11 protein-coding genes are annotated in these 14557 nt (G+C 50.6%); 3 read left to right on the forward strand and 8 right to left on the reverse strand.

Annotated elements, in window-relative coordinates:
• Nucleotides 1–274, forward strand: a 274-nt coding sequence (locus HUX64_RS19275; protein WP_217426526.1) for a hypothetical protein, incomplete at its 5' end; no start/stop codon positions are given.
• A 204-nt stretch (nt 275–478) separates the two neighbouring features.
• Here the strand turns inward: HUX64_RS19275 and HUX64_RS12525 are convergent.
• A complete protein-coding gene (locus tag HUX64_RS12525) occupies nt 479–865 on the reverse strand; it encodes a hypothetical protein (protein WP_174626565.1) in 387 nt (128 codons plus the stop codon).
• Nucleotides 866–2418: 1553 nt separating this feature from the next.
• Between HUX64_RS12525 and HUX64_RS12530 the strand changes: the two genes are divergently transcribed.
• Nucleotides 2419–3312 (forward strand): hypothetical protein, encoded by an 894-nt coding sequence (locus tag HUX64_RS12530; RefSeq protein WP_174626566.1) that lies wholly within the window; start codon nt 2419–2421, stop codon nt 3310–3312.
• A 44-nt stretch (nt 3313–3356) separates the two neighbouring features.
• On the opposite strand, the gene HUX64_RS12535 is transcribed toward HUX64_RS12530, so the two are convergent.
• The 7 genes from HUX64_RS12535 to HUX64_RS12565 form a co-directional block, all read right to left on the reverse strand.
• Nucleotides 3357–6110, reverse strand: a complete 2754-nt coding sequence (locus tag HUX64_RS12535) for an Hsp70 family protein (protein ID WP_174626567.1) — start codon at nt 6108–6110, stop codon at nt 3357–3359.
• 132 nt (nt 6111–6242) lie between these two features.
• Nucleotides 6243–6569, reverse strand: coding sequence for a P-II family nitrogen regulator (locus tag HUX64_RS12540; RefSeq protein ID WP_174626568.1), 327 nt, complete (start codon nt 6567–6569; stop codon nt 6243–6245).
• A 9-nt stretch (nt 6570–6578) separates the two neighbouring features.
• Nucleotides 6579–9647: an efflux RND transporter permease subunit gene (locus HUX64_RS12545; RefSeq protein ID WP_174626569.1), complete on the reverse strand. Its 3069-nt coding sequence runs from the start codon at nt 9645–9647 to the stop codon at nt 6579–6581.
• Nucleotides 9644–10801, reverse strand: coding sequence for an efflux RND transporter periplasmic adaptor subunit (locus HUX64_RS12550; RefSeq protein ID WP_174626570.1), 1158 nt, complete (start codon nt 10799–10801; stop codon nt 9644–9646). The genes HUX64_RS12545 and HUX64_RS12550 overlap by 4 nt, the downstream gene beginning before the upstream one ends.
• Nucleotides 10798–12096 carry a TolC family protein gene (locus tag HUX64_RS12555; RefSeq protein WP_174626571.1) on the reverse strand — a complete coding sequence of 433 codons (1299 nt, stop codon included), beginning with the start codon at nt 12094–12096 and terminating at the stop codon, nt 10798–10800. Before HUX64_RS12555 ends, HUX64_RS12550 begins: the two co-directional genes overlap by 4 nt.
• Before the next feature lie 38 nt (nt 12097–12134).
• Nucleotides 12135–12776: a hypothetical protein gene (locus tag HUX64_RS12560; protein ID WP_174626572.1), complete on the reverse strand. Its 642-nt coding sequence runs from the start codon at nt 12774–12776 to the stop codon at nt 12135–12137.
• Nucleotides 12777–13196: 420 nt separating this feature from the next.
• Complete coding sequence (locus HUX64_RS12565; RefSeq protein WP_174626573.1) at nt 13197–13580, reverse strand: hypothetical protein; 384 nt, start codon at nt 13578–13580, stop codon at nt 13197–13199.
• Between the two features lie 497 nt (nt 13581–14077).
• Between HUX64_RS12565 and HUX64_RS12570 the strand changes: the two genes are divergently transcribed.
• A complete protein-coding gene (locus HUX64_RS12570) occupies nt 14078–14548 on the forward strand; it encodes a CRISPR-associated endonuclease Cas3'' (RefSeq protein ID WP_174626574.1) in 471 nt (156 codons plus the stop codon).
• Nucleotides 14549–14557 lie beyond the last annotated feature (9 nt).

Raw genomic sequence — 14557 nt, forward strand, 5'->3', positions numbered from 1 at the left:
CCTCGGCAGCCTGCCGCTGCGTCTGACTGAGCGCGAAGCCTGTATTACTGACCTTGAATCAGCCCCAAGCGCAGCCCTTCCCCGCAGCAGCTTAGGGTTGCCCCACCTGAATGCAGAGCCCGCCCAAGGCCAATGCCAGATGCAGCAGGGGAAAATATTTGTTAAATGGCACGGTTGGGCACTTACAATGCCACAAGCTGTAAAACTTCTCCAGAACGATTTATTTTCTTCTTATCCCAACTATCAGCTTATCAAGCTGAATAATTATGGGTAAAAGCGCTTCAATTTAATACCAGCATTATTCGTGGGCAAGCGCCAGTCGATGGATTTACCGGCTTGATATCGGCATTTCCAAGCCTTCAGGCAGACGTGCAACCTAACGCTTCTTCATTTGCAGAGCTCTGAAGAGTTCTTACTGGAGTGATTCAATCCAGTAAGACACCCGTTTAGCCTCCTCATTTATCTGATAGGTAAACTGCTACTTTTTAGTAAAGAAATAATAGTCTCCGAATTTTCCTTTGAGGGTCATACTCTTGTCGTCTTTTTCCACTAAGGAAAATAGCTCAAATCTGCTCCTGCCCAAAAGAGGAATTTTTAACTTACCGTTTTCTATTTCGTAATCTATGGGCGCCTGATCATAATATCCCCCTTCGCGCGGAATATGTATCATCGTTACTTTGCCATCTTTAAATATCCAGGTATCTTCCCTCTGGTTGGGTTCTTTATCGGTTAAAGAGTTTTTGGTGTATTGCAGCTTCCATGTACCCTCTATTTCTTCTTTGGAATTCAGAGTGATATCAGCATAAATTGAGCTTGTAAATACCGATAAACCCAATAATATTGCAGCTAGATTTATTTTTTTCATGTTCACATACCTTACCTTAACTACGGAAATTTCCTCTGCCCACGCGATTGGGAAGTACCCACGCCTTTTAGATCCCTTATCGGAACTTGACGACTGTCCAGGCACTACTGGAATACACCCGACTTAAAAACACTGTTCTATAACTCGGCATCGAAGTCGATTATGCACCGGAAATGGCTGAATAAACAATGGATTGTTTCGAATGGCCGGAAGAGTAAGTTTAAAATTTGTTTATTCAGCCAGAAGTAAATGTGGTCTAAAAATTATCCTGCCTCATTAGCGCAAGACACGCTATCCGCGGACTGAGCGCCTGCCTCCAGACTGGCTACGTCAATGCGCTGGCAAAGACCTGCGGCTCCGAAAACACGCTAAACCGCTACATTTTCGGCTTTTATCCGGATACGCGCGCTACATTGGGCTATAACGCCGGGACAGCGTCCTACGGACCGTTGAGCCTGCGCGGGGCGCCCCTGGTTCATCCCAACGTGAAGTTTTATAGCCGGCATGCCGGCGAACATGACCAAATTCATTCCGGCACACTGCGCGGCATCGCCGACTGCCGTTAAGGCGCGCTGTTTCTTGAAAGCTCCAGCATAAAAACCCAGCTAAATCTTGGCGCAGGCTTCACCGCCAGGCAGATTCATTTCAATTTCAAGACTGGAGTCCCTGTGTGCAGATGGGAGGAGATATTGATGGCTTGGGTCATTTCAAGGCAAAGAATAATAGCGGAGCAATTATTTACCAGATGCTCAATTCAAATTGCCCTGATCTGCACTGCAAAAGCTTTTATGCAGGCGGGCCTGTAACCTCGGATTAAAAGCTTGCCGAATGACTCCGCACTTGCTGATTTTGAGTGCGCTATCCCGCTGCCCCGTTATGCAATTTCAAATATAAATCTGACTGGCCGGTTCGGATTGGATAGGCTGCGATGGATCAGGGCCGGCTTCCATAATGACTCGTTTTGAAGCGGTCAGATCAAGCGCAGAGTTTTTACAGGTATTCGGCCTGGCGCTCCAAAGGTCCTGTTTGCTAGCTATACGAGTCAGAGATAGGTAGGCATTTCGCCCAGGGTTCTTTATTATCCATTAACCGGTTAAAATCCGGACATCCGAATGATGTATGCTGAAAATATCAGACATAATATGTAAGGTTTGCTGGTTTCCATCGAATGAGGTAATACCATAATTGCATTGTTATGAAGAAAAGTGATGTAATTGGATTTGAAATAGCAATTGGCTTGAATAACAGCGTCTTTCCTTCGTGTTATTTCAGCCCGGGCAAGACTATCTCTGCATAGGCTTCGGCTTCAAAAAGGTAAGGACAATCAACTTTATATAGTGCCTATGACGACAAGATGGCGAGGGTTGTGGCGACTGCTAACTTACCTGATCATTCTGATTATTTGCCCTTTGCTGGGCGTCTGGCTAACTGACAAGCCACTGAGTTCTTATTTGACGTTTCTCCCTGCCCCGGTGCAACCCCAATCACCTCCTTTTTCCTGGGCGGCCTTTTTTTTAATAGCCGGTTTTGTCATGTTATGCCTCAGGCCTTTTTTGAGTAAGATTATTTTTTCAAAAAAACAGCCCTTGCCTGAACAGCGGGAAAAATATCCTTTTCCTCGGTGGGGATGGCTGGGGGTAGCCCTTATGATTATTTCCTGGATACTGGCATGGAACCGCTTTGCGTGGTTCGAGCCGTTTCAGGAATTTACGTTTACCCCGCTGTGGCTAAGTTATATTCTGGTCATTAATGCTTTGTCTTACCGCCGCACCGGGAAGTGTCTGTTGATCAATCACACGCAGCATTATTTGGCGTTATTTCTCGTGAGCGCAATTTTATGGTGGAGCTTCGAGTACCTTAATCGTTTTATTGAGAACTGGTATTATATCGGCACAGCAGACTTAGGGCCGGAACGCTATGTTATTTTTGCCACTTTACCGTTCTCAACGGTGTTACCGGCCGTGCTCGGTACGGCTGAATGGGTAAATACCTTTCCACAAATCAGCGCTGATTTGAATCGCTTTAAACCGCTGAACATTCCGGTTTCGAAAGGTTTGGCTATGGCTTTAATAAGCGCCGGCGCGCTGGGTCTCACTGCGCTTGGCATGTGGCCTGGCAGCCTGTTTTTCCTGATGTGGCTGGTTCCGATATTATTGATTGTAGGATTACAATCCTTAACCGAAAAACCGCCTCTAGTGAGCGATATTGAAGCCGGAGACTGGCGGCGCATATGGACTTTGGCAGTTGCCGGTTTAATGTGCGGGATATTCTGGGAAATGTGGAATTCACACAGTCTTGCCTATTGGAAATACAGCGTTCCCTATGTGCAACGTTTTGAAATTTTTGAAATGCCCTTCCTCGGCTATGCGGGTTATTTACCGTTCGGTATTGTCTGCGGTCTGTTTGCTGATTTCATTCTGGCACCTTTTCCCAAGAAAACCGTATAAATGCAAGAGCAGGGTCATTCTGCAATCCTGAGCCATTGAACAGTTTAGGATGTCCTGATCAGCTTCAATCCTGGCGGCAAGGCTTCTCCAAAAATCTGCTTCTCTTCTTTTTCATCGAGTTCCTTAACGTGTTCAACCATATCTGTCCAGGATGACGGGGCTTTGCCCAGTTTGAGTTTTTCGATGACTTGCCGGCGCCTTATTTCATCGATATCCCTGGCCCGGTCTCCGCTCATACGCGCTATGAGCGTCGCGGCAAATCCCGCCTGTGGTATTTTCTTCCAGTCTTCAGACAGAACCTGTTCCAGCCATTTATCGGCAATGCCGGCGGGGATCACATTATGGCTGCTGCCGTGGAAGGGAATGCGCGCGCCGATGCGGCCTACCGCCCACCAGGTTTGATCGGGTTCGCTGGCTTTTTGCAGACGTTTCAACAACCATTCCCCCAATTGTATTTTCTTATTGACAGGCAGCCGTTCCAGGACGGCCGCAAGACGAACCATGTCATCATAGCCGCGATTTTTGATTTGTTTGGACATACCAGCTTGCCTTGCTGCGGCCGGATTAATATATATGGCAATATCGGCAAAAATTTGCTCTTGCGCCTGCACATTCAGTCCCCCGGCAATGCGTCGCCACAGCGTCCACCATTCTGTCCAGTTTTGGGTTTCATTAACAAACTGTATGCCCTGCGGATAGATTTTCCAAAGCTGCTCAACGCGCCAGTCATCCACCAGGTAGCCAAAACCGGGCCGCAAGCAAAAACCGGTCAGACTCAGCCAGACGCGTTCGTGCGCATCCGAGCGGCGGCGGTATTTTAAGCCCCCCAGCAGGACGGTGAACAAAGCTCTTAATAAGGGCGTTTCCCAGTCATTTCGCGAGCTATCCAATTTTTTTTCAAGATCAGAGCGCAGGTTTTTTACCGCTTTAGGATCAATTTGCCTGGATTTTGAGCCGAAAACTGCCTGTATTTTTTCGGCGGCTGCCGGAAATTGAGCAGGCAATCCCGCCTCCGCTTGCAGAGCTCCTTTCTTTCTGATCTGAAATTCAACATCCCAGCGCTGATTGCTGTCCGCAACGGAAACACACTGGATTTTAAGCGTGCCTGTTTCGGTCTGGGCAGCCGCCAGCTGGACTATGGCTTCCCCATTCGGCTTGTTTTCATCGCCTTCAAGAGCGACAGCCAGAGGCGGCAGGGAATGAAACAGATCGGTAATAGCTGTTACATCGCCGGCTTTGAACTCGCTGTCCCCTGACAGGGAAACCAGATGAAACCGTACCGGTATGCCTAAACGTAAGGCAAAACGCCGATCCTTCAGAATAACCTCATCACCTTCTTCACTGCCTTTGGGCAAGATGCAGACGCCTTGCTGCTGACTTGAATTACCGGTATCAATCAGCAAAAAATAACTGCGCGCCGCGCCGCCGCCGATTTTGATTTTTTTGTCGCGCCGGGCGATGGCGTAGCTTACCGCGCCCAAAGCGACGGACAGCTCCGGGTGTTTGTTTTCAAGCAATGCCGGCGCTTTGGAACGCCAGGAACTGATCAGGTCGACAACTCTTCGGGTAACAGGCCGGCTTCGGAACACGCCGCCATTGAGCAGAAGAGCATCGGGCACTTCGCCCGCTCCCTGTAAAGCTTCACGGCATGAGTCTTTATGCAATTTCAAGAAGGCAGCCAGGTGTTTGCTGACCGCCGGTTCAGCCGCATAAGGCAAGCCAAACTCAACCATGCCGCTGCGCTTTCGATCGGGCAAATCATCAATACCGGACAAGGGGAAAAAGCCATCCAGCGCAATGGCTTTGGCTTCCTCCCTGCTCAGGGACACGGAACGGGAGCCGCCGATAAGCCGGGAGCCGCCGCCCAGCAAGGTGACATTTAGATGCTCCGGCGCATCTTCGGCAAGCAGGCGTTCCTTGACCAGCCGGCATTGTTCAATCAGCTGCGATAAATCAGCGGCGGACAAGCGTTTTTCACCCTGAGTCAGACGGCTTTCCGCCAGATGAGCAAGCGCCAGATCAATATTATCCCCGCCCAGCATTAAATGATCGCCGACTGCAATGCGGGTTAGTTTTGGCTCCGGCCCGCCGTGCTCAACCTTGATCAGGGTCAAATCAGTTGTGCCGCCGCCGATATCGCATATCAGCAATAGATGAACATCAGCCAGCGCCTGTTTAATATTGCCTGCATTGCGTCTTAACCAGTCATAACAAACCGCCTGGGGTTCTTCCAGCAGCCGGACATTATTGAGCCCTGCAATTCGCGCAGCCTCCAGGGTCAAGGACCGTGCCGCTTCATCAAATGAAGCGGGCACAGTAATTACGACAGGCTGCTTTTCCAAAGGCGCATCCGGAAATTGATGCCGCCAGACCGTCCGAATATGGGCCAGATAACTGGCGCTGGCGTTTACCGGCGAGACCTTGCTGACTTCTTCGCTGCCGCCCCAGGGCAGGATTTCAGCGCCATGATCAACCGACGGATGGGATAGCCAGCTTTTGGCGCTGGCAACAAACCGGCCTTTGGTTTTTGCGCCTAACAGGCGCGCAGCCTCGCCTATAACAGCGGCTTCGCCCGCTGGAGAAAAACTGACGTCCGCCGCCGATAATTCGCCTTCCGCAGGATGATAACGCACCGACGGCAGCAAAGCCCTGGCCGCGACTTGTCCCGGCGCAACCAGCTGCTCGATCTGAAAAATCTGTATTTCCGGATCAGTTTTATCGGCTCTGGCAAAAGCTACAACGGTATGGGTTGTACCCAGGTCGATGCCGACTAAATAAGAGGTGGAGTGATTTTGCACGAAGTATTTTCTTCTCTATTAATTTATGAGGCCGGAAAACTTTGGAGATTTGCGGTATTCAGAAGATGAATCAGGCATTGATTTTAAATTTTCAGCGAACCGGCAAGATACATCCTTTCCCGGTTATTATCTTCAAGCCAGTTCATTGCCCCGCTCGCCCGTACAGATACGCCCGCCTTCATCAACGTTAATAACGAAAACCTTGCCGGCGCCATGCTGATGGGTATTGGCGATAGTCATAACGGCATCGAAAATGCTTTCCACCAGTTCATCGGGAGCGAAAATTTCGATACGTTTTTTCGGTACGAACGGCGTATAGTCCTGTTTGTCGATAACCTTTGCACGCCCGAAGCCTTCACAATCGGATACGCTCATGCCTGGAAAATTCGGTATCTCGAGCAGTGTCTGGGTGAGCTTGGACAGCATGAAGGGCTGGATATAGGCGCGAATTTCTTTCATGGCGAGGCCTCAGGTTTCGTGTTGCTCTTCAAAATTGCGGTAGAGTGCCGGCAACATGGTCAAGGTTAATAAGGTTGCGGTAATAAGTCCACCGATTATAACGACCGCGAAAGGTTTGGCCGTTTCCGAGCCGACGCCGGTGGAAAGCGCCGCCGGCAACAGCCCCAGTATCGCCATCAGCGCTGTCATCACTACCGGCCGCAAGCGGCTGACGGAACCCTGCAGAATGGCTTCGTGCAATGGAATGCCTTCGCGCCGAAGATGATTAATCTGGGTCAGCAGAATGACCCCGTTCTGCACGGCGATGCCGAACAAGGCGATAAATCCGACCGCCGCTGACACGCTCAAATGGATGCCGGTCAGCAGAAGAGCCACCAATCCGCCGATCATCGCAAAAGGCACATTCATCACAATCAATGCTGCGCTCTTGATAGACTGGAAGGCCCAGAATAGCAGGACGAAAATCAGGATCAGGCTGACCGGGACAATAAATGAAAGCCTTTTCATCGCCCGCTGCTGATTTTCAAACTGGCCGCTCCAGACTATCCTGTAGCCCGGCGGCAGTACAATCTGTTGAGCGACTTTTTTCTGCGCTTCGGCGACGAAACTGCCCTGATCGCGGCCTATCAGGTTGCACTTGATCGCAATGCGGCGCATGTTATCCTCGCGGCTGATTCGGGAAGCGCCCTGATTGACCTTGATTGCCGCCAACTCAGCCAAGGGAATGCGGCTGCCGGCCGCGGATAATACCGTCAGGTCTTCAATCGCTCCCACCGAGTCGCGCGCTGCACCGGTCAAGCGCACGGTAATGTCGAAACGGCGCTCGCCTTCCAGCATTTGCGAAGCAGCCTGACCGCCTACCGCCATCGATATCACGTCTTCAACATCGGCAACATTGATGCCGTAGCGGGCAATTTTGGCCCGGTCTATATTAACAACCACCTGGGCCAGCCCGGATTGCTGCTCCGCCGCCACATCGGTAGCGCCTTCCGTGGAGCGCAAAATACGGGTGATCTGATTGGCTTTTTCCTGGAGAACTTTAAGATCCTCGCCGAAAATCTTGATGGCGATTTCGCCTTTGACGCCGGAAATGGCCTCTTCCACGTTATCCTGAATCACCTGGGAGAAATTGAACTGCAGGCCCGGAAATACCGCCAGCCGCTTTTGCATCGCTTCCACCAGTTCGTCCTTATCGCCGAAACGCCAGGTATCTTTCGGCTTGAGATCAATCAGGATTTCCAGGTTATTAAAGCCTTTGGGATCGGTGCCGTCCTCGGGACGCCCCAATTGCGTCAGAATCGACCTGGCTTCGCTGAACTCCCGCAAGCGCCCGCGCACGTCCCGTTCCAGCGCCTTGGCCTTGGTCAGGGAAATCGGCGTGGGCAAGGTAATCGTCAGCCAGATATTGCCTTCATCCAGCTTGGGCATGAACTCGGTGCCGATTAAGGAAGTAGAGGCTAGCGATAAAGCCAGCAGCACGCCTGCGCCCATGAATAATTTGCGGGGATGGCGCAAAACGGCCTCCAGCAGGCCCAGGTACCGCCGCTCCATTCCCTGCACCAGAGGATTGTGCGACTCGGTGAGCCGGGGGCCGAGCAGGTAGCTCAACAGCACCGGCACCAAAGTCAAAGTGAGAATAAGCGAACCCAGCAGGGCGAAGCTCAGGGTAAAAGCCATGGGCGAAAATATTTTCGCCTCGACGCGCTGAAAGGTGAAAATGGGCAGGAAAGCGATAATTATAATCGCTTTGGAGAACAGGATAGGCCGCCCAAGCTCAACCGTCGTGCTCAGCAGCGACTGGCGCATATGCGCAACGCTGGCCTGCCGGCTGATTTCCAGCGTCACTTTGACCATGATCGCCTCCACCAGCACAACCGCGCTATCCACAATAATGCCGAAGTCGATCGCGCCGAGAGAAATCAGGTTGGCAGAAACATGCTCGGCATCAATAAGCATAAAAGCGAACAGCAGCGACAACGGTATGACCAGAATAACTACCATCGAAGCCCACATTCTGCGCAGGAAAATAATCAGAATCACTAAAATCAGCGCCGCGCCTTCGAGCATGTTGTGTTCCACGGTATGGACGGTGTGCCGCACCAGCTCCGTGCGGTCATAAATGGGGAAGATTTTAACGCCTTCGGGCAAGCCGTGGTCATTGAGGTATTCTATTTTCTCCTTTACGCCGCTTAACACCTCTAGCGCATCCCTGCCTTTAATAAGCAATACTACGCCTTCGACGATATCGTCCCGGTTGTTGTAACCGACAATGCCGTTGCGCGGCTGGGGACCAATCACCACCTCGGCGATATTTTTGATAAATACGGGTACGCCATCCCTGCTGGCGACGACAATGTCGCCGATTTCATCAGCGGACTTCAGTAAACCGGCGCCCCGGACTACCAAGGCTTCATAGCCATGCTCGATATAACCGCCGCCGGTATTGGCGTTATTGGCGGCGATTGCCTGATAGATTTCCGGCAGCGTCAGTTTGAAGTCTTTCAGTTTGTCCGGATCGACCTGCACCTGGTATTGCTTGATCCCGCCGCCGAACGCCACCACGTCAGCCACGCCCTGGACAGAACGCAAGGTGCGTTCGATCAGCCAATCCTGCAAGGCTCGCTGCTCGACCAGCGGAACAGTCGGCGCTTTGATACGGTAGCGGTAAATCTCGCCCACGCCGGTCGTCAATGGGCCCAGCAAGGGGGCGACATTGGCCGGCAGGCTGGCAGCCCGTAAACGCTCCAGCACTTGTTGCCTGGAAAAATAATCCTCGGCGTCATCATCAAAGGTCAGCGTTACCACAGACAAGCCGAAAATGGAGACTGACCGCATATTGATCAAATGCGGCAAGCCGTTCATTTCCTTTTCAATGGGCAGGCTGACCAGTTTTTCCACTTCTTCCGGCGCCTGGCCCGGATATTGAGTCACTACTTGCACGAAAACATTCTGCACATCGGGGAAGGCCTGTATCGACAGACGTTCGAAGGATAACACGCCGGCGACGGCCAGCAGCACGCCTGCGCCGATAACCAGCAGACGCTGTTGCAGGCAGAAGGCGATTATTTTTTGAATCACGACTGATCTTCCCCGGTCTGCTGCTCGGAATCCTGTTCGGTGCGCAGCAGCAGCGCGCCGTCAACCACCAGACGCTCGCCGGGCTTTATGCCTTCCAGAATCACGGCTCTGCCCTTGAGACGCAAACCTGCTTTGACCAGCCGCTTTTGGTAATGATAATCGCCGGCATCGATGTATACCCAGTCGGATTCATCTTCAGTAAACAGCGCGGTCAAAGGCACAACCACAGCCAGATCATTCGGGGTGCTTTGCAGTTCGACCGAGGCATACATGGAAGGCAGCAGCCGCATATCGGCATTGGCCAAGACGCAGCGCACTTTCACCGTGCGCGTGGTTTCATCCACTATCTGGCCAATATAGGCGACTGTCGCCTGAAAGCTTTCACCAGGATAGGCCGGCACCTGAACGAGCACTTGCGCGCCTTTATGAATCAGGCTGATGTCCTTTTCGAAAATATCCATTTGTAGCCACAGACTACTCAGATCAGAGATAACGTATAGTGGCGCTGGCAGATCGGGCCTGACTTCCATGCCAGGATTAATATTGCTTTCGGTGATTGTCCCGGCAAGAGGCGCATGCAGCACGAAACGGTTATCCATGCGTCCGCTCCGGACACCGAGATTCGCTAATTTAAGATGGGCCCGTTCGGCCTCGCTGCGAGCACGCGTCAAATTATCCCGTGCTTGTTCCTGATCCTTGCGCGGCGCGATTCCGTGCAAATAGAGTTCCTGCATGCGCTGGAAAGCATGCTTGGCCAACTCCAGATCCGACAAGGCATCCGTATAGGCCGACTGCGCCTGCCCCAATTCCGGACTGTCCAGTTCCGCCAGGGTGTCGCCTGCCTGAACAAGAACGCCCGTCTTTGCGATGGAACCTATCACTCGTCCGGCCACAGGCGAAGAAACTCTGGCGGTTCGTAATGCGTCATAAGCGATCTTGCCCGCTACCGGGTCCATAAGCGGGCGCGGAGTCAATTCCACGACAGCTTCCTTGATATAGCCGCGCTTGGGCGATTCAGGACCGAGCACCACCTCATTCGTGGAAAGCGCTTTGGCTGGCCGCGCCGGTATATTATGTTGGGGTTGACAGGCCAGCAGAAACATACCCATAAGGCTGGCGGCCAGCCGGATTGAATTGATAAACCGCATACTCATAATTTGATTTCTTCTCCATAAGCCATCAACAAATCCGCCCAGGCGTTGCTGCGATTTGCCAGGGCCGTGTAATAATCCAGCATCATCGCTTTGTAGCTGCGCTCGGCATCGATCAAGTCCAGCAAGCCCACGGCGCCTTTTTGATAGGCGAACTCCTGCGCTTTGCGTAATGCCTCGATGCGCTTAAGCACCGATTCCTCAAAGCGTTGAACGATGGCGTTCGCGCTGCGCCAGGCCGACAAGTCTTTCATGACTTCCGCCTGCACATTCAGCTCGATTTGCCTTAACGCCAGTTCGGCAGAATTCAATCCGACCCGAGCCTTGGAAATCTCGCCTTCCTGTTTGTAAAACAAGGGCAGCGGCACGCTGATGCCGATTCCGCCGCTGTTGGTGAAGAAATTACCGGGATCGCGCTGGTAAAAGCCGCTAACTGTAACATCGGGAATGACCAACCGCTGAGCCAGAGTGAGCATTTTCCCGGCCTGCTGAATGCGTAGCCGCGCGGCTTGCAGATCGGGCCGCCGCTCCAGGGCTTGTCTGACTAATTGTTCCTGCCCCGCTTGCGCAATTTGTGGCTTCGCCTCAGGCCAAGACTCCATAGCGAAAATTTCCAGACTGTTTTCAGGCCAGCCCAGCAGCAGCAGCAGATCGGCGCGCGCGCGGTTCAAGGCTGACTGAGCCTGATCCAGATCGCCTTGCGCTTTCAGGCTTTCGACCTCTATGCGGGTAAAGCCGGTCTCGGCAATATCGCCGACTTTGAGCCTGACGGCATTGACACGCAGGATTTCCCGGTACCGGTCAAGATTATTACTTGCCACTTCGGCAGTTTTTTGCGCCAGCAGCAGATTGTAATAAGCGCGCCGCACCGCATTGGTAAGTACCCGCAATATATCCTGCAGGTCAAGATTTACCGCTTCAGTAGCCAGTTCGCTGCTTTCTATGCGCAAGTGGCGCTTGCCCGCTGTCTCGATGAGTTGTTCAATCTGCGGCGATACCGCAGGCAGCGGCTGATGGCTGTTTTCCTTTTTAAACATTTCACTGCTCAGTGAGGAAATGGTAAAACTGAGCTTCGGGTTTGGAATTGCGGCGGCGATAATCTCTTGAGCCAGAGCGGTGTCAATATTGAAACTAGCCGCAATCAGATCGAGATTGCGCTGATAAAACAACGCAATGGCCTGCTGTTCAGTAAGAGCTAAACGACTTTCTGCAACTGGAGTAATTTCCGCTCGAAGTGCCAGCGTCCATAGAGCTAAAACCAGGCAAACTAAAGTTTTTAAATAGAATTGTAAGTGCATTTCTCTTTACGCCCAGGAAGGAGGCGGGAAAGTCAAAATTAACGTATTTCCATCATTATTTTTTGAATCTTATTCAGCACTTGCTGTTGCTGCTCTGTTGAAAGTTTACTGAAGTCCTGCTCAAAATCGGCCAGGCTATAGGCTGTCTCATCAGCATTTTTCTCTGACAGTTCAATACCGCAATCGGTAAATACCCGCTTAATCGGCGTTGCAGCATTTGTCAGCGGCATTGATCCGGATAAGACCCTTCCGATCAGGGTATTGATACGAATAAAAATGGCTTGTCCGGTCAATATATCATCAGCGATGCGTTTGGCGTATTCTTTGGTATAGGCGCGGCGCTTGGAATCCTTGAAAGTCCGCATTTGAATCGTAACAGCGGGGTTTTTATCGATCTGATATTCCAGATTAAAGGTTCTGTCCTGCGAAGTGATCAAGGTTTCGGTATCAATGACAGCTTGTAATTTGTTTTCCTTGCAAACGATTTCCAGCCGGATCTCGTCGTAAAGATCATGCCGCGGTAGAGGCGATCTGGCAAAGCTGTAAGCCGCATTGGTTGCTCTGTCCCTGTCCTGGTGATAGATCCAGTCTTCATCTGCCGGTGTGTTAATGGCATAGAAAACCAGGAGCGCCAAGATGATTTGTTGAATGATTGTGGCGAAGAAACGGCTGTATTTCATCTTGATGGAGGCCTTGAAAAATTTGAATGATTGTCAGTAGATAGAGAATTATGACAGAAGCGGGGCGATGATAAAAAACGGAAGCCTTTAATCGTCAGCAAAAACTAAAAACGGACGACGCTCCCTGCAAATATATTCAATAGCCCAGCAAATTCCGTATTTTAATCTCATCTTTCAGGCACAAATCAAAACAAGACATAAACAGCAGAAGTTTGATAACAGCTTGCGATGCTAACCGGACATAACAACAGATTGCCATCATGGCGCCTGGTCTGCTTCTCCTCAAGTGGAGCAGACCAGGCGCCATGACGGCCTTACCGGACTTTTGGATAAACTAACTCATGCTCCAGCAAAATAATCCCTATGGCAATCCGGCCAGGGTGATTGATACTCTACGGATAGCCAAAAGCTTATTTCTTATTATTCAGCAATTTTAACCAGCCAGCCGCCGCTGCCTTTGCATTTATTGTGACCCTCGGCGTTTATATTGATTCTGGCATAGCCCCCCTTTAATTTATCGGGAAGCGTGCCGCTTACCTGAAAACCCTGAGCTTTAGGCGTGACTTTAACATCCACGGGCTGGTCTTTTATCGCAACCTTAATGCTATCAGGATTAGTATTGGGCGATGCTGTAAAAGAAAAAGCCGATTGCGCCGCCATCTCTGCTTTTTCAGCCGGGACAAATTCGGTAAATCGCGGTTTGGCGCAGGCTTTTTGGCTGCTACTGCTGCTGCCGCCATAAGCCCAAATATTGCTGTTGATAATCGTCAAAACAAGTATCCAGAACAGTTTATGTGCTTTCATCGTTAAACCTCTCGTGCAGTTATTTTTTATGAATAGGTTCGGAAAAATCCCTCCTCCCCGAATCATTGTTCAGCAACTCCTCCAGCCGGTGTTGCCTGGCCGGATGCCCGGATGAATTTTCAGGGCTAATTCATTTAAAATCGCTATTTAATTGCTATCCTTAACGTTTTAAAGAGTAGTAATTAAAAAATTGCGATAGCTTCAGCTTGCTGATCTACCAACGATTTTTTCAATCCGGCTCAGGCGAGGACTATAAAATCATCCGGGCAAATCCCCGCTTATTCTGACATCTCGGGACTTTTCTATCATATCGCGAAAAATGCCGGCAGTTGAAAAGCATTATGAATAATTTTTTTATGACCGATCAGGAACTCGAACAATTTTTTTAGCAAGCTACAGTACAAAGAGCGGATGGACACACTCGACAGTGAAGATTCCTGTGCCGTTTGATTTTAGTAATCACTTGATGCTCATCAAATCTTCTGACAGCTAATACGATGACCAAATATTATGCGCATAGCGCAAACAAGAAAAGCAGGCAATGGCATTTGCTTAAAAACCATTTAGAAAGTGTTTCTGAATTGGCTGGACAGTATGTTTTCGGCTGGCATGGAGAAGAAGAAAGCAAGCTTGCGGGGCTTCTGCACGATTTAGGTAAATATGGTGATAAATTTCAAAACCGCTTAAAAGGTTTGGATAATGGCTTGGACCACTGGTCACAAGGCACTTTCTTAGCCATCAAAAAAGCTGGAGCTTGTGCCGCAGCTATCGCAATACAAGGTCATCATATTGGTTTACAAAGTCTGCAAAAAGAAGACCTACAAAAATTGAATCCAAAATCGTTAGTCACATATCACCCCCAAGGCTTGACCCTAAGCGAAACCAATATAGCGCTGCTAGAGGAGCGATTAAATCATGACGGTTTTTTTGTGAAAAACCGCAAACGCGACTTTTCAACTCGCTTTTAGGCGAGTCCG

The sequence above is a fragment of the Candidatus Methylobacter favarea genome (assembly GCF_902806695.1).
In the GTDB taxonomy this organism is placed as follows: domain Bacteria; phylum Pseudomonadota; class Gammaproteobacteria; order Methylococcales; family Methylomonadaceae; genus Methylobacter_B; species Methylobacter_B favarea.

What these genes read in the sequence shown, in the direction of transcription:
- HUX64_RS12540 (WP_174626568.1), bottom strand. Translation starts at nt 6,569, where the DNA reads ATGAAAGAAATTCGCGCCTATATCCAGCCCTTCATGCTGTCCAAGCTC.
- HUX64_RS12565 (WP_174626573.1), bottom strand. Translation starts at nt 13,580, where the DNA reads ATGAAAGCACATAAACTGTTCTGGATACTTGTTTTGACGATTATCAAC.
- HUX64_RS12560 (WP_174626572.1), bottom strand. Translation starts at nt 12,776, where the DNA reads ATGAAATACAGCCGTTTCTTCGCCACAATCATTCAACAAATCATCTTG.
- HUX64_RS12525 (WP_174626565.1), bottom strand. Translation starts at nt 865, where the DNA reads ATGAAAAAAATAAATCTAGCTGCAATATTATTGGGTTTATCGGTATTT.
- HUX64_RS12550 (WP_174626570.1), bottom strand. Translation starts at nt 10,801, where the DNA reads ATGAGTATGCGGTTTATCAATTCAATCCGGCTGGCCGCCAGCCTTATG.
- HUX64_RS12555 (WP_174626571.1), bottom strand. Translation starts at nt 12,096, where the DNA reads ATGCACTTACAATTCTATTTAAAAACTTTAGTTTGCCTGGTTTTAGCT.
- HUX64_RS12570 (WP_174626574.1), top strand. Translation starts at nt 14,078, where the DNA reads ATGACCAAATATTATGCGCATAGCGCAAACAAGAAAAGCAGGCAATGG.